Annotated in this window: 25 protein-coding genes; 14 read left to right on the top strand and 11 right to left on the bottom strand. The window is 70.9% G+C overall.

Annotated elements, in window-relative coordinates; translation table 11 throughout:
- Window positions 1–9: 9 nt before the first annotated feature.
- Together ACW4TU_RS32750 and ACW4TU_RS32745 are read right to left on the bottom strand one after the other, a co-directional pair.
- On the bottom strand, window positions 10–753 hold the full coding sequence (locus tag ACW4TU_RS32750) for a zinc ribbon domain-containing protein (protein WP_457430442.1): 744 nt from the start codon (window positions 751–753) through the stop codon (window positions 10–12).
- Entirely contained in the window at window positions 750–1,655 is a 906-nt protein-coding gene (locus ACW4TU_RS32745; protein WP_457419085.1) for a Nif3-like dinuclear metal center hexameric protein, read from the bottom strand. Before ACW4TU_RS32745 ends, ACW4TU_RS32750 begins: the two co-directional genes overlap by 4 nt.
- A 233-nt stretch (window positions 1,656–1,888) precedes the next feature.
- Between ACW4TU_RS32745 and ACW4TU_RS32740 the strand changes: the two genes are divergently transcribed.
- Together ACW4TU_RS32740 and ACW4TU_RS32735 are read left to right on the top strand one after the other, a co-directional pair.
- Window positions 1,889–3,169, top strand: coding sequence for a hypothetical protein (locus tag ACW4TU_RS32740; RefSeq protein ID WP_457419083.1), 1,281 nt, complete (start codon window positions 1,889–1,891; stop codon window positions 3,167–3,169).
- Between the two features lie 95 nt (window positions 3,170–3,264).
- On the top strand, window positions 3,265–3,432 hold the full coding sequence (locus tag ACW4TU_RS32735; RefSeq protein WP_457419081.1) for a hypothetical protein: 168 nt from the start codon (window positions 3,265–3,267) through the stop codon (window positions 3,430–3,432).
- A gap of 97 nt (window positions 3,433–3,529) precedes the next feature.
- On the opposite strand, the gene ACW4TU_RS32730 is transcribed toward ACW4TU_RS32735, so the two are convergent.
- The 3 genes from ACW4TU_RS32730 to ACW4TU_RS32720 all read right to left on the bottom strand — a co-directional run bounded on the left by ACW4TU_RS32730 (window position 3,530) and on the right by ACW4TU_RS32720 (window position 6,559).
- Window positions 3,530–4,492 (bottom strand): 3-oxoacyl-ACP reductase, encoded by a 963-nt coding sequence (locus ACW4TU_RS32730; RefSeq protein WP_457419079.1) that lies wholly within the window; start codon window positions 4,490–4,492, stop codon window positions 3,530–3,532.
- A 9-nt stretch (window positions 4,493–4,501) separates the two neighbouring features.
- Window positions 4,502–5,578 (bottom strand): Zn-dependent alcohol dehydrogenase, encoded by a 1,077-nt coding sequence (locus tag ACW4TU_RS32725; RefSeq protein ID WP_457419077.1) that lies wholly within the window; start codon window positions 5,576–5,578, stop codon window positions 4,502–4,504.
- Window positions 5,579–5,698: 120 nt separating this feature from the next.
- Entirely contained in the window at window positions 5,699–6,559 is an 861-nt protein-coding gene (locus ACW4TU_RS32720; protein WP_457419075.1) for a MaoC/PaaZ C-terminal domain-containing protein, read from the bottom strand.
- 313 nt (window positions 6,560–6,872) lie between these two features.
- On the opposite strand from ACW4TU_RS32720, the gene ACW4TU_RS32715 reads away from it, so the two are divergent.
- The 8 genes from ACW4TU_RS32715 to ACW4TU_RS32680 all read left to right on the top strand — a co-directional run bounded on the left by ACW4TU_RS32715 (window position 6,873) and on the right by ACW4TU_RS32680 (window position 15,217).
- The gene (locus ACW4TU_RS32715; protein ID WP_457419073.1) at window positions 6,873–8,279 is read left to right on the top strand and encodes a sensor histidine kinase; all 1,407 of its coding nucleotides are present in this window, start codon (window positions 6,873–6,875) and stop codon (window positions 8,277–8,279) included.
- Between the two features lie 5 nt (window positions 8,280–8,284).
- Window positions 8,285–8,917 carry a response regulator gene (locus ACW4TU_RS32710; RefSeq protein WP_457430441.1) on the top strand — a complete coding sequence of 211 codons (633 nt, stop codon included), beginning with the start codon at window positions 8,285–8,287 and terminating at the stop codon, window positions 8,915–8,917.
- A 220-nt stretch (window positions 8,918–9,137) separates the two neighbouring features.
- A complete protein-coding gene (locus tag ACW4TU_RS32705) occupies window positions 9,138–10,868 on the top strand; it encodes an MFS transporter (protein ID WP_457419071.1) in 1,731 nt (576 codons plus the stop codon).
- 255 nt (window positions 10,869–11,123) lie between these two features.
- Window positions 11,124–11,789, top strand: coding sequence for a class I SAM-dependent methyltransferase (locus ACW4TU_RS32700; protein WP_457419069.1), 666 nt, complete (start codon window positions 11,124–11,126; stop codon window positions 11,787–11,789).
- 10 nt (window positions 11,790–11,799) lie between these two features.
- Window positions 11,800–12,720, top strand: a complete 921-nt coding sequence (locus ACW4TU_RS32695; RefSeq protein WP_457419067.1) for an N-acetylmuramoyl-L-alanine amidase — start codon at window positions 11,800–11,802, stop codon at window positions 12,718–12,720.
- 155 nt (window positions 12,721–12,875) lie between these two features.
- Window positions 12,876–13,730 (top strand): hypothetical protein, encoded by an 855-nt coding sequence (locus tag ACW4TU_RS32690; protein ID WP_457419065.1) that lies wholly within the window; start codon window positions 12,876–12,878, stop codon window positions 13,728–13,730.
- Window positions 13,731–13,841: 111 nt separating this feature from the next.
- Window positions 13,842–14,852: an LLM class F420-dependent oxidoreductase gene (locus ACW4TU_RS32685; protein ID WP_457419063.1), complete on the top strand. Its 1,011-nt coding sequence runs from the start codon at window positions 13,842–13,844 to the stop codon at window positions 14,850–14,852.
- Window positions 14,853–14,923: 71 nt separating this feature from the next.
- Complete coding sequence (locus ACW4TU_RS32680) at window positions 14,924–15,217, top strand: hypothetical protein (protein ID WP_457419061.1); 294 nt, start codon at window positions 14,924–14,926, stop codon at window positions 15,215–15,217.
- 37 nt (window positions 15,218–15,254) lie between these two features.
- On the opposite strand, the gene ACW4TU_RS32675 is transcribed toward ACW4TU_RS32680, so the two are convergent.
- The 3 genes from ACW4TU_RS32675 to ACW4TU_RS32665 are packed head-to-tail and all read right to left on the bottom strand — an operon-like array spanning window position 15,255 to window position 18,504.
- The gene (locus ACW4TU_RS32675) at window positions 15,255–16,325 is read right to left on the bottom strand and encodes a prenyltransferase/squalene oxidase repeat-containing protein (RefSeq protein ID WP_457419059.1); all 1,071 of its coding nucleotides are present in this window, start codon (window positions 16,323–16,325) and stop codon (window positions 15,255–15,257) included.
- Complete coding sequence (locus tag ACW4TU_RS32670; RefSeq protein WP_457419057.1) at window positions 16,322–17,089, bottom strand: class I SAM-dependent methyltransferase; 768 nt, start codon at window positions 17,087–17,089, stop codon at window positions 16,322–16,324. The genes ACW4TU_RS32675 and ACW4TU_RS32670 overlap by 4 nt, the downstream gene beginning before the upstream one ends.
- Window positions 17,083–18,504, bottom strand: coding sequence for a glycosyltransferase family 4 protein (locus tag ACW4TU_RS32665; protein WP_457419055.1), 1,422 nt, complete (start codon window positions 18,502–18,504; stop codon window positions 17,083–17,085). Before ACW4TU_RS32665 ends, ACW4TU_RS32670 begins: the two co-directional genes overlap by 7 nt.
- 274 nt (window positions 18,505–18,778) lie before the next feature.
- On the opposite strand from ACW4TU_RS32665, the gene ACW4TU_RS32660 reads away from it, so the two are divergent.
- Complete coding sequence (locus ACW4TU_RS32660) at window positions 18,779–19,531, top strand: TetR family transcriptional regulator (RefSeq protein ID WP_457419053.1); 753 nt, start codon at window positions 18,779–18,781, stop codon at window positions 19,529–19,531.
- Window positions 19,532–19,841: 310 nt separating this feature from the next.
- Here the strand turns inward: ACW4TU_RS32660 and ACW4TU_RS32655 are convergent, their stop codons facing one another.
- Together ACW4TU_RS32655 and ACW4TU_RS32650 are read right to left on the bottom strand one after the other, a co-directional pair.
- Entirely contained in the window at window positions 19,842–20,075 is a 234-nt protein-coding gene (locus tag ACW4TU_RS32655) for a ferredoxin (protein WP_457419051.1), read from the bottom strand.
- Window positions 20,076–20,080: 5 nt separating this feature from the next.
- Window positions 20,081–21,538, bottom strand: coding sequence for an aldehyde dehydrogenase (locus tag ACW4TU_RS32650; protein WP_457419049.1), 1,458 nt, complete (start codon window positions 21,536–21,538; stop codon window positions 20,081–20,083).
- Window positions 21,539–21,728: 190 nt separating this feature from the next.
- On the opposite strand from ACW4TU_RS32650, the gene ACW4TU_RS32645 reads away from it, so the two are divergent.
- Window positions 21,729–22,766, top strand: coding sequence for an MBL fold metallo-hydrolase (locus tag ACW4TU_RS32645; RefSeq protein WP_457419047.1), 1,038 nt, complete (start codon window positions 21,729–21,731; stop codon window positions 22,764–22,766).
- Window positions 22,767–22,798: 32 nt separating this feature from the next.
- On the opposite strand, the gene ACW4TU_RS32640 is transcribed toward ACW4TU_RS32645, so the two are convergent.
- Complete coding sequence (locus tag ACW4TU_RS32640; RefSeq protein WP_457419045.1) at window positions 22,799–23,479, bottom strand: phosphotransferase; 681 nt, start codon at window positions 23,477–23,479, stop codon at window positions 22,799–22,801.
- Between the two features lie 412 nt (window positions 23,480–23,891).
- Between ACW4TU_RS32640 and ACW4TU_RS32635 the strand changes: the two genes are divergently transcribed.
- On the top strand, window positions 23,892–24,311 hold the full coding sequence (locus tag ACW4TU_RS32635) for an aggregation-promoting factor C-terminal-like domain-containing protein (protein ID WP_457430439.1): 420 nt from the start codon (window positions 23,892–23,894) through the stop codon (window positions 24,309–24,311).
- Between the two features lie 103 nt (window positions 24,312–24,414).
- Window positions 24,415–25,116, top strand: a complete 702-nt coding sequence (locus tag ACW4TU_RS32630) for a YoaK family protein (protein WP_457419043.1) — start codon at window positions 24,415–24,417, stop codon at window positions 25,114–25,116.
- Window positions 25,117–25,274 lie beyond the last annotated feature (158 nt).

The following is a 25,274-nucleotide window of genomic DNA, read 5'->3' as shown; positions in this document are numbered from 1 at the left end:
CTTGCCGGCTTACAGACCCGACTCCGACGTGCGTACCAGGATGCGGCGGCAGTTCTCGCAGCGCAGTACGGCGTTGCGGGGGGCGGCCTTCACCTCGTTGACCTCGGTGATGTTCAGCTCCAGGCGGCAGCCCTCGCAGCGGCGCTGGAAGAGACGGGCGGCGCCGACTCCGCCCTGCTGCTGGCGCAGCTTGTCGTACAGCTTGAGGAGGTCGTCGGGCACCGAACCCGAGATGACCTCGCGCTCCTTCGTCGCCGTGCCGACCTCGCCGTCGAGCGACTCGTACGCCGCCTCGCGCCGCGCGGTCGCGTCGTCGATCTTGCCCTGGACGGCGCCGACCCGCTCGGTCAGCTCGGCGACGCGCTCCTGCGCTGACTCGCGGCGCTCCATGACCTCCAGGACGATGTCCTCCAGGTCGCCCTGCCGCTTGGCGAGGGAGACGATCTCACGCTGGAGGTTCTCCAGGTCCTTGGACGAGCTGACGGAGCCGGAGTCCAGGCGCTGCTGGTCGCGGGTGGCACGCTGACGCACCTGGTCCACGTCCTGCTCGGCCTTGGTCTGCTCGCGGCCGCAGTCGCTCTCCTCGGTCGTCGCGGCCACCAGCAGGTCGCGCAGCTGCGTGAGGTCCTTGGTCAGCGACTCGATCTCGGCGTGCTCGGGCAGCGACTTGCGCTTGTGCGCGAGCTGCTGGAGGCGGGCATCGAGGGCCTGGACGTCGAGAAGTCGGATCTGGTCGGCGGGCTCGGCGTTCAGTTGGGGGCTCCCAGTGCTTCAGAGGTGGTGGTGGACGCCGCGTGGGCGGTCCAGGGGTCGGTGACCGTGGCGGAGACGTGGACCCGAAGGCCCCATCCGTGCCGGTCGGAGATCTCGTCGAGCTGGGCGGCGGCCAGCTCGCACCAGGGCCACTCGGTGGCCCAGTGCGCCGCGTCGAGCAGCGCGAGGGGGTTGTGGGTGCCAGTGCCCTTGCTCGTGCCATGGGTGGCACTGTGGGCGCGGTCCGCGATGAACTCCGACGCCGGGTGGTGGCGCAGGTCCGCGGTGAGGAAGGCGTCGACACCGGCCGCGCGTACGTCGTCGAAGAGGCTGTCGCCGGAGCCGCCGCTGACGGCGACCGTGCGGACGAGGGCCTCGGGGTCGCCGGCGACCCGGATGCCCTGCGCGGTCGCGGGCAGGCGTTCGGCGACCCGGGCGGCGAACTCGCGGACGGTCAGCGGGTGGTCCAGCTCGCAGACCCGGCCGAGGCCGCGCCGGCCGGCGGGGTCGGTGGGGTCCGGGACGAGCGGTCGCACGACCCGCAGGTCGAGGGCGCCGGCGAGGGCGTCGCTGACTCCCGGGTCGGCGACGTCGGCGTTGGTGTGGGCGACGTGGAGGGCGATGTCGTGCTTGATGAGGGTGTGCACGACCCGGCCCTTGAAGGTGTTCGCCGCGACCGTGGTCGTACCGCGCAGATAGAGCGGGTGGTGGGTGACCAGCAGGTCGGCGCCCAGCTTCACGGCCTCGTCGACGATGTCCTGGACGGGGTCCACGGCGAACAGGACCCGGGAGACCTCCTGATCGGGGTCGCCCACGACCGTGCCGACCGCGTCCCAGGACTCGGCCCGTTCGGCGGGCCACAGGGTCTCCAGCGCGGTGATGACTTCAGACAGACGAGGCACGAGCGCAAGGCTACCTGGCTGTTCCGTACGGCTGAACCGGTGTGTCCGCCCCACTGTCGCCCCACCACTGTCCCCACCGCCGTCCCCGCTGACGCCCCCGGTCCCGGTCAGCACATGCACCACCGTTTCCTCAGGCGAATCGTTACTGGGCCACCCTTATGTGTGAAATGCCGCCGCCCGGTCCCACGTCTGTGCGTACGAAAACTAGTTTCGTCGCTGGAGGTGACCGATCGATGACGGCCCGTGCGATCGAAGCGATCGAGCCCATGATCGAACCCATGGCGATCGGACCCATGGCGGAGGACGGATTTCCCCCCGGGGCGGAGCTGGCGATCACGGCGGACGGCGCCTACGCCGCCCGGCTCGTGCGGAGTGGCGGCTCATGGAGTGGCGACTCCTGGTTTCCGGAGCGCTGGACGCTCGACGGGCCCGAGCCGTACGCCGTGCCGCTGCCGGGCAACCAGCCGGAGGAGCCCGGCACCCAGGTACTGCCGATGGGCGACGGACGGGTCCTCATCCACCGTCCGATCGACGGCCGGCACACCTTCGCGCTGCTCTATCCGACCGGTCCCGGCACCGGCGAACTCCCCCTCGGCGCGGTCGAGTGCCCCGACGCCGGCACCCCACTGCGGCTGCTGCCCCCGGCTCCGGGCGGCGACCGCGCGTACGCCCTCGCCCTGGGCCGGCGTTCGACGACGGTGTGGCTGGTGGCGGGCGGCGCCTTCGGACCCGAGTACGTCACGGAGGTTCCCGGCCGTTGCTCGGGCGGCGTCTGGCTGGACCGCACGGGGCGGCTGCTCGCCCTTGACCGGGAGGTCGGGGGGCGTACGAAGGCGATCGTGGTCGATCTGGAGCGCGGCGGCGAGGTGTCGCCGCTGCTCCAGATCTCGGCGGAGAGCAACGACCGGCTGCTGCTCGCGGACGCGGACAGCGGACTGCTGCTGATCGGCTCGGACGCGCCCTCGCCCGGCGGGCAGGAACGGTTGGGCTGGGGAGTGCTCGGCAGCACCCTGCCGGTGCGTTTCCCGGAGTGCCTGCGCGTCGACGGGTGCGCCCTCACGCCGTTCGCGATCCAGCCGGGGCAGGTGCTGACGCCGGAGAGCTGCGGGGTGGCGTTGCGCGTGGACGGTTCGGCGGGGAGCTGGGTGGGGGTCTGGCGGCCCTCGGAGCGACAGGTGCGGCATCTTCCGGCGCCGGAGGGGTGGTTGGCGGGAGCGGGGCTGTGGAGCAGGGACGGGGAGCTTCAACTGCCGTACGTGACAGGAGAGATGCCGTGCGGGGTGGCTCGGGTGCGGGCCGAGAGGCTCGAAGGGGCCGAGCAGGCCGAGGGGTCCTCGGAGGGCGTGACGTTGGCGGGCGTGACGCTGGAGTCGGGGGCGGCGGGCACGGAAACGGCCGTTCCCGTGCCCGTCGCGGTGGTTCGGCCGGTGCCGTTGCAACAGGCTCCGCTGGGGCGGCTGGTGGCGAAGGCCGGGAAGCCGGGTAACGAAGTGGCGAAGCTTGTAACGAACTAGTCCCGGTCGGTGTGTGCGGCTCGTGTCACCCCGAGTCGCGCTGGTTAAGATCACCCGGCTGTAGAAGGATCATGTTGACGGGGTGACACTTTCCGATGAACGACGCAAGCACCATGCAGCCGCTGTCCGCCGACGCCCACGAGGCCACGGGCCACAGCAACGGCTATGGCAGGCACCGGGGGCCGGTCTCGGTCCACAACGACGAGACGGCCCCGCACGGCCGTCATCGCAAGCCGTCCGAGCAGGCCGAGAACCGGGCCTGACGATACGTCAGGCAATGTGCGACCCCGCCCGGTTGGCCACGGCCACGGGCGGGGCTGCTTTTTGCCGTGCCAGGCGCTGTCCGCATCAGCCGCCGGGTCAGGCGCGCTTGAGTCCGAGCACCTCCGCCGCCGCGAACGTCTCCCCGGCGGGCCGCTCCGCGTAGTGCGGGGTGAGGAGCGCGTCCAGTTCGTCGTAGGTGAAGGTGTCCTGCTTGCTGTCGAACTTGGCGGCCACCCGTGGGCGTTCGACGACGGCGACCATCCCGCCGTGGACGACGAGCAGCTGTCCGTTGACGTGTTCGGCGGCCGGGGAGGCCAGGTAGCCGACGAGCGGGGCGACATGCTCGGGGGCGAGCGGGTCGAGGCCGCCGTGGCCTTCCTCCGACCGCTCGATGCCCTGGAAGACGTCCTCGGTCATACGGGTCCGGGCGCGTGGGCAGATGGCGTTCGCCGTGACGCCGTACTTGGTGAGGGCGAGGGCCGTGGAGGTGGTCAGCCCGACGATTCCGCCTTTCGCGGCGGCGTAGTTGGGCTGCCCCGCCGAACCGGCGAGAAACGCCTCCGAGGACGTGTTCACGATCCGCCCGTACACCGGTGCGCCGGTCGCCTTGGCGCGCTCCCGCCAGTGCGCGGCGGCGAAGTGGGTCGTGTTGAAGTGTCCCTTGAGGTGGACCCGTATGACGGCGTCCCACTCCCCCTCCGTCATGGAGAAGACCATGCGGTCGCGCAGGATGCCCGCGTTGTTCACGAGGACGTCCAGCTTGCCGAACTCGGCGATCGCCAACTCGACCAGTTCACGCGCCTGTTCGTGGTCGGCTACGTCCCCGGTGTGGGCGATCGCCGTGCCGCCCGCCGCGCGGATCTCGGCGGCGACCTCCTCGGCGGGGGTGGCGGACGCCTCGCCGGAGCCGTCCCGGCCGGGCTGCCCGTAGTCGTTGACGACGACGGCCGCGCCGAGCCGGGCCAGTTCCAGTGCCTCGACCCGGCCCAGACCGCGCCCCGCGCCCGTGACGATCGCGGCGAGTCCCTCAAGTGGCGATGACGGTGAAAGTGGTGACATCGGCGTCCCTCAGATCTCGATGCACGTACGCAGCGCGGTTCCGGTGCGCATCTGGTCGAGGGCCTCGTTGATGCCGGCGAGCGGTACGCGGTGGGTGATGAGGCCCGCGAGGTCGACGCGTCCGGCGCGCCAGAGGGCGATCGTGCGCTCGTAGGACCGCAGGACGTCGCCGCCGCCGTACATGGACGGCAGGATGCGCTTCTCGTCGAAGAACAGCTCGAACATGTTGAGTTGGAGGTTGTCGTCCATGGCGCCCGCGCCGACGACGACCATGGTTCCGCCGCGCCGGGTGGTGTCGTAGGCGGTGCGGGCGGTGGTGGAGCGGCCGACGACCTCGAAGACGTAGTCGAACCCCTCGCCGCCGGTGAGCTGTTGCTTGGCGTCGGCCAGCTCGTCCGGCGAAACAGCCTTCGTGGCACCGAACTTGAGCGCGGCCTCCCGGCGTGAGAGGACCGGGTCGACGGCGACGATCTCGGCGGCGCCCTGGAGCCGCGCGCCCTGTATCGCGGAGATGCCGACGCCTCCGCAGCCGATGACGGCGACCGACGAACCGGCCTGTACGTCAGCGGTGTTGAGGGCGGCGCCGAGTCCGGTGGTCACCCCGCAGCCGATGAGGGCGGCGATGTCGAAGGGCACGTCGTCGGGGATGGGCACGGCGCATCCCGCGTCGACGACGACCTCCTCGGCGAAGGTGCCGGTGCCGGCCATGCCGAAGATGTCGCCGCCGGGGCGCCGGAAGTTGGGGGTGCCCGCGTTCATGAACCCGGCGAGGCACAGTTCGGTCTGCCCGCGCTTGCAGGCGGGACACGCGCCGCAGGCGGGCAGCCAGCAGACGACGACCCGGTCACCGGCCTTCACGTGGCCTACGCCCTCGCCGACTTCGAGGATCTCCCCGGCGCCTTCGTGGCCGGGGACGAAGGGAGCCGGCTGCGGCAGTACGCCGCTCATCGCGGAGAGGTCCGAGTGGCACAGCCCGGTGGCCCGGACCCGGATCCTCACCTTGCCGGGGCCGAAGCCCACGGCCTCGACGTCGTCCAGGACGTCCAGCTTGTCCTGCCCGATCTCGTGCAGTACGGCTGCGCGCATTGGTGCGGCTCCCTTCGGGGACCTACAGCGATATACGGGGATGTGCAGGGAGTACGGAGATGTACGAGACGGAGATGTGCGGGTGCGAGTGCGTGTGCGGGTGCGGGTGCACGGTCGTGATCACGAGTGTTCGACGACCGTGTCGACCAGTACGGGCGCGTCGTCCCGCTCGCCGGCGGTGACCGACACCTGGACGCGGTCCGGTTCGTGCGTCCACATCCGGATGCGGAGGGTCTCCCCGGGGAACACGACCCCGGCGAAGCGGGTGCGGTACGCGCGGACCCGGCCGACGTCCCCGCCGAGCACCGTGTCGACGACCGCCTTGAGCGTCATGCCGTAGGTGCACAGGCCGTGCAGGATGGGCCGGTCGAACCCGGCGCGGGCGGCGAAGTCGGGGTCGGCGTGCAGCGGGTTCCAGTCGCCGGAGAGCCGGTAGAGCAGCGCCTGGTCGTCGCGGACGGTCCGCTCGACGACCTTCGCGGGCTCGGTGTCGGGCGCCGGGAGCCGGTTCGAAGGGCCCCGGTCACCTCCCCATCCGCCCTCTCCGCGGATGAAGATCTGCGCGTCACTCGTCCACAACGGCCCCTCGGCGTCGGCGACTTCGGTGCGCATGACGAGGATCGCCGCGTTGCCCTTGTCGTACACGGCGGCGATGCTCCCGGTGGCGCGCGCTCTGCCCTCGACCGGGATCGGGCGGTGCAGCTCGATGCTCTGGCCGCCGTGCAGGACATGGGCGAGGTCGACGTCGACACCGGGCATGGAGAGGCCGCTGATCACGTCCGGGGAGTCGTTGCCGGCGACGGTGGCGAAGCTGGGCAGGACGTGCAGCCGGGATTCGAGGGTGTAGCGCAGCTCGCCGGGGTCGGTCGCTGGGACGCCGGCGCCGATGCCGAGGTGGTAGAGCTGGACGTCCTTGCGGCCCCAGGCGATCTCGGTGGACCGGGGTTCGGCGGCGACGGCCTTGGCGGCGTCAATGGGCATGGGGCTCCTGATCAGCTGGCAGTACGGACGACTGGCGGTAGGAACGACTGGCGGCAATCTCGCGGGACTGAGACCTCGGTACGACCGTCCGCACCGTCGGCCGCACCGAGGTCGATACGGGCCGATCTAGAACGCGTTCCAGTCCGGCGCCCCCTGTTGTATAGCCGAGCGGTCCCGAGTTGTGAATACTCCTGACGATGCGTCAGCTGTGCGATCCCGGGTTGGACGGCACGCCGGGCCGGGACATTTGTCCTGCCGGAGTCCGTACATCGGCATCTGCCCGGGGTGCCCCTCGCTTCGTACGCTGTGGTGCATGTTCTGGATGCGAGAGACCGCCTGCCAGGTGGGCGAGTGGCGGGCCGAGCGGGCGCGCTGGCGGGCGGACATGGCGCGGTACAAGGCCGCCCGGCGGGCCGCCCGGAAGTCGGGCGGCCGGATGCCGGAGCCGGAGAACCCGGGCCCGCCGCCCACCGGATTCGCCCTGCTGCCCTGGCTGCTGATGGGCCTGGGCTCCTTCTCCAACCTCCTCCAGGGCCGGACCCCGTTGCCCTGGATCGGCGCCCTGGGCCTGCTCACCTTCAACTCCCTCTACATCTACGTCACGTTCCGCGCCTTCTCGAAGAAGACGCGGGACGCCAGGTCGACGCGGGTGGCACTCGTCGTGATGGGTGCGGTGACCTGCGCGCTGGCGATCGTCTACGGCGGCAGCTGGCTGTACTTCTTCCCGCTGCTCGGGCTGGCCACGGGCGCGGTGATGCGGGGCCCGTGGCTGGGCAGCACCGGGCTCGCGCTCACCGCCCTCGCGGCGACGGTCTCCTCGGTCCGGGAAGGCTGGGACGCGCTGAACGTGGCGTACGGGACCTTCCTGTCGACGATGGTGACGGCGGCGATCCTGTCCCTGACCGAGGCTGTACGTGAACTGCGGGCGGCGCGTGAGGAGTTGGCGCGCCGCGCGGTCGAGGAGGAACGGCTGCGTTTCTCCCGCGACCTGCACGATCTGCTGGGCCACACCCTGTCGGTGATCGTGGTGAAGTCGGAGGCGGCCCGACGGCTGGCGCCCCGGGACATGGACGCGGCCCTGCTGCAGATCACGGACATCGAGTCGGTGGGCCGCCAGGCCCTGACGGAGATCCGCGAGGCGGTCACCGGCTACCGGCAGGGCAGTCTGGCCACGGAGCTGGACCGGGCGGACTCGGTCCTGACGGCGGCGGCCGTCACCACGGTGATCCACAGCTCGGGCCCGCCCCTGCCGTCGCCGACGGAGGCGCTGTTGGGCTGGGTGGTACGGGAGGCGGTCACGAACGTCCTGCGGCACAGCGGTGCCACCCGCTGCGAGATCACGGTGAAGGGCACGGGTGTGGAGGGCACCGAGGCCGGGGGGCCGCGAGCGGAGGGCACGGGCGGGCGGGTGCGGCTGACCGTCGCGGACAACGGGACGGGCGTGACGCCGCCCACCGGGGCCACGCAGAGGGGTGTCGGCGGTACGGGGCTCAAGGGGCTGACGGAGCGCCTGGCGGCGGCTGGAGGCTCGCTGTCGGCGGGTCCGATGCCGCGGGGCGGGTTCCTGGTGACGGCCGAACTGCCCGGCCTGGCGACCGAAACACCTTCCCCCGCATCTCCTTCAACACCTCCTTCCTCCCCCTCCCCCTCTCTCCCTCCCTCTCCTTCGACCGGTTCTTCCCAGGTCAGCCCCCGCATCCGTCCTACTCTTACCCCGTGAACGAGATGCCCCGGGAACACCGTCCCTCGAAGTCCATCAGGGTCCTCCTCGCCGAGGACCAGCAGATGATGCGAGGTGCCCTCGCCCTGTTGCTCGGGATGGAGCCGGACATCACCGTCGTCGCCCAGGTCGCGGCCGGTGACGCGATCGTCGACGCGGCACTGCTGCATCGCCCGGACGTGGCGCTCCTCGACATCGAGCTGCCCGGCATGAGCGGGCTGGACGCCGCGGCCCAACTCCGCGACGAGGCCCCGGACTGCCGGGTGCTGATCCTGACCACCTTCGGCCGCCCCGGCTATCTGCGCCGGGCCATGGAGGCGGGGGCCGCCGGTTTCCTCGTCAAGGACGGACCCGTGGAGGAACTGGCGGCGGCGATCCGCCGCGTGCTCACCGGGGAGACGGTCATCGACCCGGCCCTCGCCGCCGCCGCGCTCAGCGCCGGGCCCAATCCGCTCACGGCTCGCGAGTGCGAGGTCCTGAAGGCGTCGGTGGACGGGGCGACGGTCGCCGATGTCGCCGGCAGGCTTCACCTCTCCGAGTCGACGGTCCGTAACTACCTCTCGGCGGCCATCGGGAAGACCGGGACCCGCAACCGGATGGAGGCGGTGCGGGAGGCTCGGCAGCAGGGGTGGCTGTAGGGGGGCGGTCCGACGGTTTTCGCCCCCGGAACGCCCAGCGGCCGTCGGCCCTGGCGATGCGGTCGCCGGTGCCGGGCAGCTCCTCACGCGTGACGGAAGATCAGATTCCCATGGGCAGGTCAAGGATTAGTTAGTACGCCAAAACATCGGAATAGTTGCCCAGGCACACGGGTTCATCTCACACGTACCCCCGTCCGGACCCGCCTGGAGGCCCCACCCCATGACGCACACGACGACCGACCGGCTCGCCGGTGGAACCGGCAGAACGGGCGGGGCCATCGTCCCGGTGCTCGCCTTCGCGGGCATTGTTGTCGCGGTCATGCAGACCCTGCTCGTCCCCGTCATCAAGGATCTGCCCCAACTGCTGAGCACCTCGCCCAGCAACGCCACCTGGGTGCTGACCTCGACGCTCCTCTCCGGAGCCGTGGCCACGCCGATCATGGGGCGGCTCGGTGACCTGTACGGCAAGCGGCGTCTGCTGATCGCGAGCCTCTCCATCATGGTGGTCGGCGCCCTCGTCAGCGCGCTCACCAGCGACCTGCTGACCATGATCGCGGGCCGTACGCTCCAGGGCTTCGCCATGGGCGCCATCCCCCTCGGCATCGGTCTGATGCGCGACCTGCTGCCCCGCGAGAAGCTTCCCTCGGCGATGGCCCTGATGAGCTCCTCCATCGGCGTCGGCGGCGGCCTCGCCCTCCCCCTCGCCGCGCTGATCGCCCAGCACTCCGACTGGCACGCCCTCTTCTACGGCGCGGCCGGCGTCGGCGCCCTCGCCATCGTCCTCACCCTGCTCGTCGTACCCGAGTCCGACATGCGCGCCGAGGGCACCTTCGACGTCCTCGGAGCCATCGGGCTCTCCGTCGGCCTCGTGCTCTTCCTGCTGCCGATCACCAAGGGCAGCGACTGGGGCTGGACCTCCGGCACCACGCTCGGCCTGTTCGGCGCGTCCGCCCTCGTACTCCTCCTGTGGGGCGTGCTGGAGCTGCGGCTGAAGGCCCCGCTGGTGGACCTGCGGACCACCGCCCGGCCCGCCGTCCTCTTCACCAACCTCGCCTCGATCATGGTCGGCGTCTCCTTCTTCGTCGTCTCGCTCGTCCTGCCCCAGCTCCTCCAGCTGCCCACCTCGACCGGCTACGGCCTCGGCCAGTCGATGGTCATGGCAGGCCTGATCGTGGCGCCCCTCGGCCTGACGATGATGTTCACGGCGCCCGTCTACGCCCGCCTCTCCGCCAGGTACGGGCCCAAGGTCACCCTCATCCTCGGCCTGCTGATCATCGCGATCGGCTACGGCGCCGGCCTCGGCCTGATGAGCGCCGCGTGGCAGTCCGTGGTCATCGCGGTGGTGCTGGGCGCCGGTATCGGCCTCGCCTACTCCTCGCTCCCCGCCCTGATCGTCGGCGCGGTCCCGGCCTCCGAGACCGGCGCGGCCAACGGCCTGAACACCCTCATGCGCTCCATCGGTACGTCCGTGTCCAGCGCCGTCATCGGCATGGTGCTCGCCAACACCGCGGACCATGTGGGCGGCGTCGCGATCCCGACGATGCACGGCTTCCGCGTCTCCTTCCTGATCGCCACGGGCGCGGTGCTGGTCGGCCTGCTGCTGGCCCTGTTCCTGCCGGGGCGTCGCCCGGTGAACAAGCCGCAACTGCGGGCGAGCAGCGAGGAGGTCGCCACGCTCGGCTCCGGGTTCCGTGGACGGGTGCTGGGTGCCGACGGCAGCCCGGTCGCGCGCGCCAAGGTCACGCTGATCGACCGGCGCGGGCGTCAGGCGGGCGCGACCCTGTCGGGGGACGACGGCAGCTACGCGCTCGCCGTCCCCACGCAGGGTGCGTACGTCCTGGCCGCGCGGGCCACCGGCCATGGGCCGCTCGCGTCGTCCGCGACCCATGCGGGTGAGGCGGGGACGGTCGATCTCGACCTGTCCCTGCCGGGGGAGACCGTCAGCGCGTAGGCGCTGCGCTCGCCGGGGCGTGGGTTGCGTTTTGGCTGCGGGCCGGCTGCGGCTCGCGCGGTTCCCCGCGCCCCTGAAAGGGACAATGCCAGGCGCTGCGCGCCGGGCGCGGGGGTTGTGTTCTGGCTGCGGGCCCGCCGTGGCTGGTCGCGCGGTTCCCCGCGCGCCCCTACAGGGCGCCCCCCGTTGTCAATATCACCGGGGTTGTACGGCAGCATGAGGCTCCCGCACGCTCGTACGACCGAAAGGACCCCCATGACCGCGGCAGCGCCCAAGCCCGAGATTCTGGCCGCTTTCGAGGCGGCCAAGGGGTTCATGCCCGTCGGCGAGGGGCTCGCGCTGTACGGGGCCGCCGTCGAGGCGGGGGCGCTCGGGCTGCCGTTGCTGGAGGTCGGGACGTACTGCGGGCGTTCCACGATCCTGCTCGCCGACGCGGCCCGCGCGGCCGGGGTCACGGCGGTCACCGTCGATCATCACCGGGGCAGCGAGGAGCAGCAGCCGGGGTGGGACTACCACGACCCGGAGACCGTCGACCCGGAACTCGGTGTCATGGACACCCTTCCGCTCTTCCGGCGCACCCTCCACACCGCGGACCTGGAGGACCACGTGATCGCGGTCGTCGGGCGTTCGCCGCAGGTGGCGCGGATCTGGAACTCGCCGCTCGGCCTCGTCTTCATCGACGGCGGACACACCGACGAGCACGCCACCGCCGACTACGAGGGCTGGGCCCCGCACGTCGCCGAGGGCGGCCTCCTCCTCATCCACGACGTGTATCCCGACCCCGAGGACGAGTTCACCGGCCAGGCGCCCTACCGCGTCTACCTCCGCGCCCTCGCCTCCGGCGCCTTCACCGAGGTCTCCGCGACCGACTCGCTGCGCGTCCTGCGGCGAACGGAAGCCGGAGTCCGAGCCCACGATTAGAGTCGCTCCCGTGTCCTACGCAGGCCCCGGCTTCGAGCCGCCCCCGCCCCCTCGTCCCTTTCTGCGCCGTCCACTGGCCGTCGCCCTCGCCGTGCTGGTGCTGGGCGGGACAGGCGGGTGGTTCGTCTGGGGGGCCGTCGCCGACGACGGGGGCGACGGCAAGGGCCGGGCCGAGTCCGGCGGCGTGTATCCGTCCCTGTCGCCGATCGAACCGCCCGACTTCTCCACCGCCGGCCAGCCCGCGACTCCCCTTGAGGGCAAGGTCGTCGTCATCGACCCCGGCCACAATCCCGGCAACTTCAAGCACACCGCCGAGATCGCCCGCAAGGTGAACATCGGTACGAACTCGAAGGAGTGCGACACCACCGGTACCGCCACCAACAGCGGCTACACGGAGGCCGAGTTCACCCTCGATGTCGCGCGGCGGCTGCGGACGGTCCTCGAACGGGAGGGCGCCACCGTGAAGTTCACCCAGGACGGCGACCGGTCCGACTACGCCTTCGGGCCCTGCGTGGACGACCGCGCCCGGATCGGGAACGCCGCGCACGCCGACGCCGTCGTCTCCATCCATGCCGACGGGAGCGCGCAGGGCGACCGCGGGTTCCATGTGATCCTTCCGGGGGCGGTGCACGAAGGGGCCGCGGACACCCGGCCGATCGTCGCCTCCTCCCGGGTGCTCGGCGAGGACGTCAAGGCCGGGTTCCACCGCGTGACGGGCTCAGCGCCCTCCAACTACATCGGTGGCGGTACCGGTCTGGACACCCGCACGGACCTCGGCGGTCTCAATCTGTCAACGGTTCCGAAGGTGTTCATCGAGTGCGGCAACATGCGCGACAGCAAGGACGCGGCCCTGCTGACCAGCGGAACCTGGCGTCAGGAGGCCGCACAGGGGATCTCTGAGGGAATAGTGAGTTTTCTGCGCGGGTCGTGATCAACGTGTGCATCCCGGCGGACAGTCCACACGGACGGACGATAATGTCGTGCCCCTACGCACGATCGATCGACGGCCGCCCGAACCCGGATGGCCGGCCGACCGAATGATGATGACGACGACGACACGACCTACGAAGGACCTGAGGACCTGAAGTGAATATCCGCTCCCTCACTCGAGGCGACGGCGTGGTGATCGGAGCAGCGGTATTGCTGTTCATCGCGTCGTTCCTCGACATCTACTCCGCCGACGGCGCCACGGGCGTCGACATGCCGAGCGCCTGGGCCAGCGGACCGCTCCTGATGGGCGTCGTCCTGGCGGGCCTCATCGGTGCCGCGCTCGTCGTGGTGTCGCACGGTCTGCCGCAGGTGCCCAAGGTCGCGGGCATCGAGCTCGGCCAGTTCGGTGTCGCCTTCACCGTCTTCGCCGCCTGGAGCGCGCTGGGCAACGTCTTCGACCCGGCGGGCGGCATCGACAACGTCGGCAGCAACGCCGGTTCGGGCCCGGACGCCGGCACCGGCCTGATCCTCTCCCTCGTCGCGACGGTCGTCATGGCCGCCGCCGCCGTCGCCACCCCGCTGGTCCCGGCCCTGAAGGGCGCCCTGGTCGGCGCCCCCAAGCCGGCCGCCCCGCAGCCGTACGGCGGCGGCCAGCCCTTCCCCGGCGGCCAGCCCCAGGGCAGCTACGGCTACCCGGGCGCCGACGCCCAGCAGCCGCCGTACGGCGGTCAGCCGCAGACCGGTCAGCCCTTCGGCGCCGGCCCGGGTGCGGGTGCGGGTCAGCCGCAGCAGCAGGCGCAGCCGCCGGCCCCGGAGTTCTCCCCGTTCTGGTTCGCCGTGCCGGTGCCGCGTGCGCTGTTCGCGGAGGACGGCTCCGCGACGGCGATCGCCGAACTGGCCCCCGGTACCTGGTACCTGGCCGTCGAGCAGCGCGGCCAGGGCCTCATCGCCCAGACACAGGACGGCCGCCGGGGCGTCCTCCAGGACACCTCCGGCATCCAGCGCGGATAGCACCGACTGCGGGATACGCGGGCTGCGGCCCCTTGCCCTTCCGGGCGAGGGGCCGTTGTCGTACAGTCACGGCCGGCGCTCTCGGAACTGACGTCCCGTCAGGAGGCAGGCATGCGGCTCGGTCTCGCGCTCGGCTACTGGGGTCGTGGCCCCTCCCCGGATCATGTACCGCTCGCCCAGGAGGCCGAACGGCTCGGCTACGACTCCGTGTGGACCGCCGAGTCCTGGGGCTCGGACGCGTTCACCCCACTGACGTGGATCGCGGCGCAGACGTCAAGGATCAAGCTGGGTACGGCGGTTGCCCAGATGGCGGCCCGCTCGCCGACGACCACCGCGATGCACGCCCTCACCCTCGACCACCTCTCCGGTGGACGCGTCATGCTCGGGCTCGGCCTGTCCGGCCCGCAGGTCGTCGAGGGCTGGTACGGGCGCCCGTTCCCGAGGTCGCCGCTCACCGCGACCCGGGAGTACGTGGATGTCGTACGCCAAGTCCTCAGGCGCGAGGCCCCCGCCCAGCTGGAGGGGCGCTTCCACCCTCTGCCGTACACCGGGCAGGACGGCACGGGCATCGGCAAGCCGCTGAAGTCGATCACCCATCCCCTGCGCGCCGAACTCCCCATCCTGCTCGGGGCCGAGGGGCCGAAGAACATCGCCCAGACGGCCCGGATCGCCGACGGCTGGCTGCCCCTGTACTGGTCCCCGCTGCGGGCCGGGGTGTACGAGGAGCCGCTGCGCGGCGCGCCAGAGAGGTTCCTCGTCGCGCCGATGGCGCAGGCCCGCGTCTGCGCCGACGTCTCGGAGGGGCTGCTGCCCGTCAAGACGATGCTCGGCTTCTACATCGGCGGGATGGGGCACGCGGCCCGTAACTTCCACGCCGATCTGATGGCGCGCATGGGGTACGAGGAGGAGGCCCGGCGGATCCAGGAGCTGTTCCTCGCCGGGCGGCGGGAGGAGGCCGTGCTCGCCGTGCCGGACGCCTTCGCGGACGAGATCTCCCTCGTCGGACCGCGTGAACGCATCGCGGAGCGGCTGGAGTTGTGGCGCAAGGGGCCGGTGACCGACCTCCTCGTCCTCTCCCCCGACCCGCACACTTTGCGTGTACTGGCGGAGCTGAACTCCTGACGGGGCCGAGCTCCTGACGGAAAGCTGCCGGAAGTTGGTTTCATCCGGGATTCCCGGGCAATCCGCAGGACATGTCCCCTGCATATCGCCGTGGTAGCAATCAGGCCGGGTCTATCGTCGCGATCATCGCCGACATCATGGCCTTCATTCTCGGCCTCTGGATCCTGATGTACTTGCTGGACGCCAACCGTGCGAACGACTTCGTGCAGTTCGTCCATAACGCGGCCACCTGGCTGGCGGGCTGGTCGCACGACCTGTTCACGTTCGACGAGCAGTGGGCGCGGGTCGTCGCCGGGTACGGACTGGCCGCCATCGTCTATCTGTTCGTTGGCCACGCGATCGCCAACCGCATCAACCGTCACTGAACACCGGCCAACCGCTGGACCCCGGCTACCGCATCCGCTATCGGCAGCAGTCGGGGTCCAGCCCTGTCGGCAGCAGTTCGCCGCCGAACACCGCGCAGGTCGCCTCGTGGCCGCCGAGTGCGGCGACCGCGAGGAGCAGTGAGCCCGCCGTCCAGGTGGTGAGTTCGCGCGGCCAGATCGCCTTGGCGTCGAACACGTACCCCGTCCAGTAGAGGCCGCTCTCCGCGTCGCGCAGATGCCGGATCGACTGGAGGATCTCCAGGGCCCGGTCGGACTCCCCAACAGCCCAGAGTGCCAAGGCGAGTTCAGCCGACTCGCCGCCCGTCACCCACGGGTTGGGCACGACACAGCGCACCCCGAGTCCGGGGACGACGAAGCGCTCCCAGCCCTCCTCGATACGGGACTTGGCCTCCGTACCCGTCAACGCGCCGCCCAGGACCGGGTAGTACCAGTCCATCGAGTAGCGGCCCTTGTCGAGGAACCGCTCCGGGTGCCGACGGATCGCGTGCCGCAGCGCGCCCACCGCCAACTCCCAGTCGGGCTGCGGCTCTTCGCGTGCCTCGGCGATGGCGAGCGCGCAGCGCAGCGCGTGGTGGACCGACGAACTGCCGGTCAGCAGCGCGTCCTTGATCTCCGTGCCGTCGTCCTCGCGCTTCCACCCGATCTCACCGCCGGGCTGCTGCAACCGGAGGACGAACTCGACGGCCGCGAAGACCGTCGGCCACATCCGGTCCAGGAAGGCGTCGTCGCCCGTGGACAGGTAGTGGTGCCAGACGCCGACGGCTATGTAGGCGACGAAGTTGGTCTCCCGGCCCCGGTCGGTGACGGCGGCGGCGTCCCCGTCGGCGTACGCGGCGTACCAGGAGCCGTCCTGGAGCTGGTGGGCGGCCAGCCACAGGTACGCGCGCTCGGCGGCCTCGTGCTCTCCTGCCGCGTCCAGGGCCATCGCGGACTCGGTGTGGTCCCACGGGTCGAGATGGTGCCCCCGGAACCACGGAATCGCCCCGTCCTCCCGCTGCTCCAGGAGGATCCCGTGGACGGTGACGGCGGCCTGCTCGGCGGTGAGGACCCCGGGCAGGACGAGGTGTTCTGTCCGGGGGGTCGTCACTTCGCGGCCACCTCGGCTTCGGACTTGACGTCGGACTTCGAAAGGCTCGGGAGGTGCGGCTTGGTCGCGTACGCCACGAAGCTCTTTCCGATCAACGGGTTCAGCGCCTGCTCGGCGACCCGGGTGACCAGCGGCTTCTTCATGATGTCCCAGACCAGCAGCTGGTGGTAGGCGCGCACCGGCAGCACCTTGTCGTTGTCCACGCCGAACGCGCACTTCAGCCACCAGTACGGGGAGTGCAGGGCGTGGGCGTGGTGCGTGCCGTAGGGCTTCAGTCCCGCTTCCCTGATCTTCGCGAGCAACTCGTCCGCCTTGTAGATGCGGATGTGGCCGCCCTCGACCTCGTGGTAGGCGTCGGACAGGGACCAGCAGACCTTCTCGGGCCCGTAGCGCGGCACGGTGATCGCGATCCGGCCGCCGGGCTTCAACACCCGCACCATCTCCGCGAGTACGCCCTTGTCGTCCGGAATGTGCTCCATGACCTCGGAGATGATCACGACGTCGAAGGACTCGTCGGGGAACGGCAGCGCCAGGGCGTTGCCCTCCATCGCCGTCGCGGTCGCCCCCGCGGGTGCCTCGCCCGCCTCCTTCATCGCCGCGAACCACTTGGCGACCTCGCGGATCTCCTCACCGTTCTGGTCGAGCGCCACGACCTGGGCGCCGCGCCGGTAGCACTCGAACGCGTGCCGGCCGGCTCCGCAGCCGAGGTCCAGGACGCGGTCGCCCGGGGCGAGCGGGAACCGGGTGAAGTCGACGGTCAGCACGAAGTCCTGCTTTCGCGGTCGGGGGTCACGTGGGGGGCGGGCATGGACGTGGGTGCGGACGCGGGCGCGGAGCGGGCGATCGCCTCCCGGTAGTGGGCCGCCGTGCCCGCCGCGGCCCGGGCCCAGGTGAAGCGGGTCAGCACGCGCTCGCGGCCGGCCCGGCCCAGTCGCGCCCTCAGTTCCGGGTCGGCGAGGAGGGTGGCCAGGGCCGCGCCCAGGGCTCCCGGGTCGCCCGGTGGGACCGCCAGGCAGGTTTCGCCGTCGGGGCCCGCCACCTCCGGGATCGCTCCGCCGGTGGTGGCGACCAGGGGCGTGCCGGTGGCCATCGCCTCCGCCGCCGGGAGGGAGAAGCCCTCGTACAGGGACGGTACGCAGGCGATCTCCGCCGAGCGGACCAGGTCGACGAGTTCCGCGTCCGAGATGCCCTTCACGAACTCGACGGCACCTTCGAGGCCGTACCGCTCGATCGCCTGCGCGACGGGCCCGTCCTCGGCGCGCTTGCCGACGACCACGAGGTGGGCGGCGGGATGTTCCGTACGTACCTTCGCCAGCGCCTCCACGAGGAACACCAGCCCCTTGAGGGGAACGTCCGCACTGGACGTGGTCACGATGCGGCCCGGTATCCGGCGGACCGCCGGGTCGGGTGAGAAGAGGTCGGTGTCCGCTCCGATGTGCACGACGTGGATGCGCTCGTCCCGTACGCCGAGATGGTCGACGATCTCCTGGCGCGACGTGCCCGAGACGGTGAGCACCGAGGGCAGGCGGCGTGCCACGCGCCTCTGCATGCGCGTGAAGCCGTACCAGCGCCGTACGGATATCCGGCGGCGCATGCCCTCGGCAGCGTCCAGCTCCAACTGCCGGTCCACGGTGATGGGGTGGTGGATGGTGGTGACGAGCGGGGCGCCGATGTCGCCCAACAGGCCGTATCCGAGCGTCTGGTTGTCGTGCACGACGTCGAACTCGCCGCTCCGGGCGCGCAGTTGGCGGCGGGCACGGAGGGAGAAGGTGAGCGGTTCGGGGAAGCCGCCGGTCCACATGGTGGCGACTTCGAGCGCGTCGATCCAGTCGCGGTACTCGGCACGCCCCGGAGTGCGGAAGGGGTCCGGGTGGCGGTACAGGTCGAGGCTGGGCAGCTCGGTGAGGACGGGGTCGGGACCGAGGCCGGAACCGGCTTCGAACCCGGCTTCGGAACCGTCGCGGCCGTCGAGGACGTCCAGCACGGGGTACGGCTGGGAGCCGATGACCTCGACGCGGTGACCGAGCCGGGCGAGTTCGCGCGACAGATGGCGTACGTAGACGCCCTGGCCGCCGCAGAACGGGTTCCCCTTGTAGGTCAGAAGTGCGATGTTGAGCGGTCGCTCGCCGTCCGCTGCAGGTTCCCCCGGAGGGCCTGCCTCGCTGGCCTCGGCCGTCACTCCTGGCCCCCTTCTCCCCACGGTTTCCCGCGAGACTACGACGGGACGCTAATCTAGAACAAGTTTCAGACTTGATCGTTCAGGAGGCTCCGAATCTACCGGCAGGTACCTCGGCTGTGAGCGGTGGATCAGGTGATTCGCGCCACGGCGGCCGCACGACGCTGGCGTGCCATGCTGACTGTTCGCTGACATATGACTGCCAGATCGCTGTCTGATCGCCGCCTGATCTCCGCCCGATCGTCACGCGATCACCGACTGTCACGGAACGGGACCCATGCCTGCCGACGCGAAGGTGGAAGCACATACGGCGCGACCGAGTTCGCCGTCCGGTTCGACGTCGCGTTCGGCGTCCGGTTCGGCGTCCGGTTCGGCGGCGTCCGGTTCGGCGGCGTCCGGTTCGCTGCCGGCCGCGGTGCCGCCGTCCGCTCCGCTCACCGAGCGGCAGCAGGCCCGGCGGCGGCGGATCCTGCACGCGAGCGCGCAGTTGGCGAGCCGGGGCGGTTTCGACGCGGTGCAGATGCGGGAGGTCGCGGAGTCCTCGCAGGTCGCGCTCGGCACGCTCTACCGGTACTTCCCGTCCAAGATCCATCTGCTGGTCGCCACCATGCAGGACCAGTTGGAACACATGCACGGCACGCTGCGCAAGAAGCCGCCCACGAGTGAGACGGCCGCGGAGCGGGTGGCGGAGACCCTGATGCGCGCCTTCCGCGCGCTCCAGCGTGAGCCGCATCTGGCGGATGCGATGGTGCGGGCGCTGACGTTCGCGGACCGCAGCGTTTCGCCGGAGGTCGACCAGGTCTCCCGTCAGACGACGGCGATCATCCTGGACTCGATGGGGCTGGGCGAGCCGGGGCAGGGGCACCCGACGCCCGAGCAGCTTTCGGCGGTTCGTGTCATCGAGCACACGTGGCACTCGGCGCTGATCACGTGGCTGTCGGGCCGGGCCTCGATCGCGCAGGTGAAGATCGACATCGAGACGGTGTGCCGGTTGATCGACCTGACGGACCCCTCCGGGGAGGAGCGGTAGGTTTCTCGCCCCCGCCGCCCCTACCCGTCCCGTCCCTGGGGGCGCCGCCCCCAGACCCCCGCTGTCGGCCCTGAACGGGCCTCGTCCTCAAACTCCCCCAGAGGGGGGACCCCCCAGACGGGCTGGAGAAGCGGGCCGGTGCTGGAGGGGCGCGAGACCGCGCGGGAGAGGTGCCGGACAGTGCTGGAGGAGTACGGACCCGCGGAGGAGGCGCCGGGCGGCATCGAGTAGTTCAACGGCGCCCGGTGATCATGCCGAGACGGGCGGGTGGGTGGGAAACAGGGCCCGGGCCGCACCCACCCCACCCGCACTACTCCTCCGGCGGAAACACCACCTCCCCACCCCCCACCAACGTGATCATGATCGCCTCCACCGGACAGTTCTCCGCCGCCGCCAACACCTTCTCGTTCGCGTCCGTGTCCGGTAGGACCGGGTGGGACTGCATCCCGGTGTCGAGGCGGAAACCGTCCGGGGCCCGGTGGACGCACTGGGCCGAGCCGATGCACAGCGAGCGGTCGACCTCCACGTGCCAGCGGTCACCCATGGCCCCTACCCCTCCCAGCCGGCCGGCAGGTGGATCATCTTGTGCTCCAGGTACTCACTGAACCCCTCCGGCCCGAACTCCCGCCCCAGCCCCGAGTTCTTGTAACCGCCGAACGGGCCGAGCATGTCGAGGCTGAAGGTGTTCACCGAGTACGTGCCGGTACGGACCTGCCGGGCGACCTCGATGCCACGGGCGACGTCGGCCGTCCACACGCTGCCGGAGAGCCCGTAGTCGGAGTCGTTCGCGATCTTCACCGCCTCGGACTCGTCGCCGTACGGGATCAGGCAGATGACCGGGCCGAAGATCTCCTCGCGGGCGATGCGCATCGAGTTGTCGACATCGCCGAAGAGGGTCGGTTCGACGTACCAGCCGCGGTCGAGGCCGGCGGGACGTCCGCCGCCGGTGAGGATCTTCGCGCCCTCCTCCTGGCCGATGCGGATGTAGTCGAGGTTGCGCTGCTGCTGCCGCCGCGCGACCAACGGGCCGACCTGGGTCGCCGGGTCGAGCGGGTCGCCGACCACCAGCGCGCTCGCGGCCTGGGTGAAGGCGTCCGCGAACTCGTCGTAGCGGGAGCGTGGGAGGAGGATGCGGGTCTGGGCCACGCACGCCTGACCGTTGTTCATCCAGGCGGCGGAGACGATGCCGGGCACGGCGGTGTCGAGGTCGGCGTCGGGGAGGACGACCGCCGCCGACTTTCCTCCCAACTCCAGCGTAACGCGGGTGAGTTGACGGGAGGCGACCTCCATCACGCGTTTGCCCGCCGCGACCGAGCCGGTGAAGGAGACCTTGTCGACGCCGGGGTGTCCGACGAGGTACTCGCTGACCTCGCGGTCGGCCGGGAGGATGGAGAGAACGCCGGGCGGCAGTCCGGCCTCCTTCGTGATCTCCCCGAGGATGTACGCGTCGAGGGGCGACTCGGGCGACGGCTTCAGGACCACCGTGCAGCCGGTGAGCAGCGCGGGCGCGAGCTTGGCCGCCGCGACGAACTGCGGGACGTTCCAGGGGGCTATGGCCGCGACCACGCCCACCGGCTCGCGCCTGACGAGGATGCGGCCGAGGGCTCCGTCGCGTGTCTCCTCGTACGTGAAGCCGCGGGCGACCGTGATCGCCGCGTCCCACACCATCATCGCGCCGAGGGCCTGGGCGAGGACGCTCCAGGAGTACGGGGAGCCGTTCTCGGAGGAGATGACGCGGCCGATCTCCTCGTACCGTGCGGCGATCCCGTCCTTGATGCGGGTGACGACGGCGATCCGCTCGTCGAGGGTCAGCCGCGGCCAGGGTCCCTCGTCGAAGGCGGTGCGCGCGGAGGCGACGGCCCGGTCGACGTCGGCCGTCGAGGCGTGCGGCACGCGGCCGATGACCTCTTCGGTGTGCGGGGAGATGACCTCGATGACGTCCTTGCCGAGGGGGTCGGTCAACTCCCCGCCGATGAACAGCTGTCCGTGTTCCACGAGCTCGGTCATGGCCGACTGCCTCTCGCCGACTGCCTTTCCGGGTACCGTCTCTGACGGATCGTCAGATAGATACGGAGACAGTTACCAGTTCCCTCCGGAGGAGTCCACAGCTCTGGCACCACTACGCGGTAAGTGACTTGGGCTCCCATTGAAACCGGTTCTAGTTATAGTTGCTGGCAGCCCAGCCACAGGGGAGCCCATGACACAGGTGTCGACGCAGGTGACCGATCATGGCGGGGGCGTACGGTCCCTGCGGGTCCCCATTCCGAACAACCCCCTCGGATACACGCTGGTGTACGTCGTCGACACCGACAGCGGACCCGTGCTCGTCGACACCGGCTGGGACGACCCGCTGTCCTGGGACGCGCTCGCCGAGGGCCTGTTGGCGTGCGGCACGTCGGCAGGCGAGATCCACGGCATGGTGATCACCCACCACCACCCGGACCACCACGGCCTGTCGGGCCAGGTCCGCGAGGCGTCCGGGGCGTGGATCGCGATGCACGAGGCCGACATCGCGCTCGTACGGCGCACGCGCGACAACCGTGCCGAGCGCTGGTACACGTACATGGTCGCGAAGCTGGCGGCGGCCGGTGCGCCCGCCGACCACGTGGCGACCCTGACCAGGACCCCCGTCGGCATGCTGCCCGGCTTCTCGCCGGCGCTCCCCGACCGCGAGATCGTCCCCGGCGAACTCCTCGACCTCCCGGGCCGCCGCCTGCGCGCGATCTGGACGCCGGGCCACACCCCGGGCCACGTCTGCCTCCACCTGGAGGAGGCCCACCCGGCCCAACTCCCGGGCAACGGCCGCCTGTTCTCCGGCGACCACCTGCTCCCCGGGATCACCCCGCACATCGGCCTGTACGAGGACCCGGACGATACGACGGTCGCCGACCCCCTCGGCGACTACCTCGACTCCCTGGAGCGCATCGGCCGCCTGGCCCCGGCGGAGGTGCTCCCGGCCCACCGCCACGCCTTCCCCGACGCGACCCTCCGCGTACAGGAACTCCTCGACCACCACGACGACCGCCTCGTCGGCCTCCGCACCCTCCTCACCACTCCCCTCACCGCCTGGCAACTGGCGGAACGCATGGAGTGGAACCGCCCCTGGTCCGAAATCCCCCCGGGCTCACGGAACATCGCGGTCTCGGAGGCGGAGGCCCATGTACGCCGCCTGGTCAAACTGGGCCAGGCGGAGGCGGTGACCGGCAGCGAGCCGGTGACGTACGTGGCAGTGTGACGCGTGGCCCGGATCGACCCGACGGGCCGCCTTCACGGAAGTAGCGTACGGATCAACTCCTCTGCTGCTCGCAGCAGTTCGACCTCGTCCGGACTCATCGTCGGGTTCGCCGCCCGTCGCCGGCGGGCCTCCGGCAGCCCCTCCGCCGTCCGGCCCGCCTCCGGCACGGCGGACGGGGCTGTCAGCATGGCGGTCAGCATCGCGCGGGCCGGTTCGGCCAAGGGCTCGGCGGATACCGCGACCTGGGCCAGGATCACGGCGGACATCGCCCGGTCCAGGCCCGGCGGCCCCTCCTCCGCGTTGGCCCAGTCGATGACCCGGGGGCCGTCGGGAGTGAGCATCACGTTCTCCGGATGCAGGTCGAGGTGGAGGACGCGGGTCCCGGGGGCAGGAGCCAAATCTCGGGGCGGGATGGCGTGCAGACTGTGCAGGAGCGCCGCCAACATCTCGCCGCTCGCTCGCGCGTCCAGCAGCCCTGCCACGAACGCCTCCAGCATCGTCGGACCGGACAGCCGCTCCAGGACCAGGTCGGTCCGGGTCGCCGCGCGCACCTCGGGCACCGGGTAACCGTGACCTCGTACGTGCTCCATCACAGCGGCCTCCGCCGCCGGGTCCCCGTATCCGTCACGGTAGCGGCGCAGCGCCCATGCCGGCTCGTCGAGTTCGTAGATGTCAGCCGTGCGTCCCGAGCCAAGCAGCCTCCCCATTCGCATGCGGTGAAGTTACAGGGGGTCTCCTGATCGCCGCCAAGATGGTGCGCCGGGCCGCCTTCGAGAGCCAGGTCACTTTCGACGCGCCCGGCGCGTGAAGCGGCCCACAGGACGCAGATCACCTACGAGGCGGATTAGTAGATCGAACTCCGTGTCATGCCCACACAGAAACCACTCCTGACCTGCACGTTGAGAGCCACGTCACACAGTGCACTGACCACCCACATACGAACACAACTAGCAAAAGGGGTGATTGCGGACGACCGTCGGGTTTGTTTCTCTGGAGCAGTCGCACGGCGCCGACGAACCCTCACGGGTCGCGGCGCCGCCGCATGTCACCGCCACACACGCAGCAAGCGCAGGACGTGGCACCGGCTTGCCCGCGACCGCCCTGACCCCGAAGAAAAGGTTCTCCGTGTTCGTCTCCCGTATCGCCCGCACCATCGCCTCCCCCAAGAAGGCCCTCACCACCGCCGCCGTGGCCGCCGCCACCGCCGGTATGGTGCTGGCCGCGGCTCCCGCGGAGGCGGCGACCACCGCCTCCGCGTCCAACGCCAAGGCGATCGCGCAGAAGCTGATCCCGAACGACGCGCAGTACAACGCCTTCAGCAAGATCGTCGAGCACGAGAGCGGCTGGGACGTCGACGCCACCAACGCCTCCTCCGGCGCGTACGGCCTGGTCCAGGCTCTCCCCGGCTCGAAGATGGCCTCGGCCGGCTCCGACTGGAAGACCAGCGCGGCCACCCAGATCAAGTGGGGCCTGGACTACATGAACGACCGCTACGGCAGCCCGGTCGGAGCCTGGAACTTCTGGCAGGCCCACCACTGGTACTGAGCCGGCCCAGCAGGACACGGCCACGAAGGCGCCGGCCCCCGATCACTTCGGGAGCCGGCGCCTTCGTACATATGTCCCCGGACATTCATGGTGGACTGACCCGATGAGCACAGGGGCAACCGACCCGGTCCAGTCGTCGTCGCACGATCCCGAATCGCGCGGTCTGCGTCTGGTGGCCGTGCTGCTGGTGCTGACGGTGGTCAGCGGGTTGATCGACGCCGTCAGCTATCTCGGACTCGGCCATGTGTTCACCGCGAACATGACCGGAAACGTCGTCGTGCTGGGCTTCGCCGCCGCCGGGGCACCGGGGTTCTCCGTACCGCACACCCTGGTGTCGCTGTGTTCGTTCCTGGTGGGCGCGGTGGCCGGCGGGCGCGTCGCGGGGCGGCTGGGCGGCGGCTCACGCCGGCGGTGGGCCCGGATCACCCTCGCCGTCGAGGCGGTGTTCCTGGGCGTGTCCTCGGCGGTCGCCTTCGCGGCGCCGGACGCGCCGGCCACCGTCTACACGCTGATCGCGGTCACGGCCTTCGCGATGGGTCTGCGCAACGCCACCGTACGCAGGCTGGGCGTCGCCGACCTGACGACCACCGTCCTGACGATGACCCTCACCGGTCTCGCCGCCGACTCCCGCGCGGCCGGGGGCACGGGCAGGCACTCTCCGCGCCGCTCGGCGTCGGTCGCGGCGATGGCGGTGGGCGCGCTGCTCGGCGCGTGGCTGGTGATCCATCACGGCCTGGGAATTCCGCTCCTCGTCGCGGCTGTCGTGGTGGCCGTGTTGGCGGTGAGTACGTCGGGGAGGGAGTGATCGGGGCTCGCGGCATGCCGTTCGGGTGCTGTTCGGGACCGCGAAAGTGGCTACCGATTCATAACTCTTCGCGATCATGCTGCCTGTGGCCGGACCGTCCGACGGGCCTCCGCAGGGGCTCGTTCCGGCCCTCCAAACCCCGCGTGACCTGCACGATC

The organism is Streptomyces kryoterrae (assembly GCF_054072135.1).
Note: the sequence above shows the minus strand (reverse complement) of the source record. Positions and strands in the feature narration are given on the sequence as shown.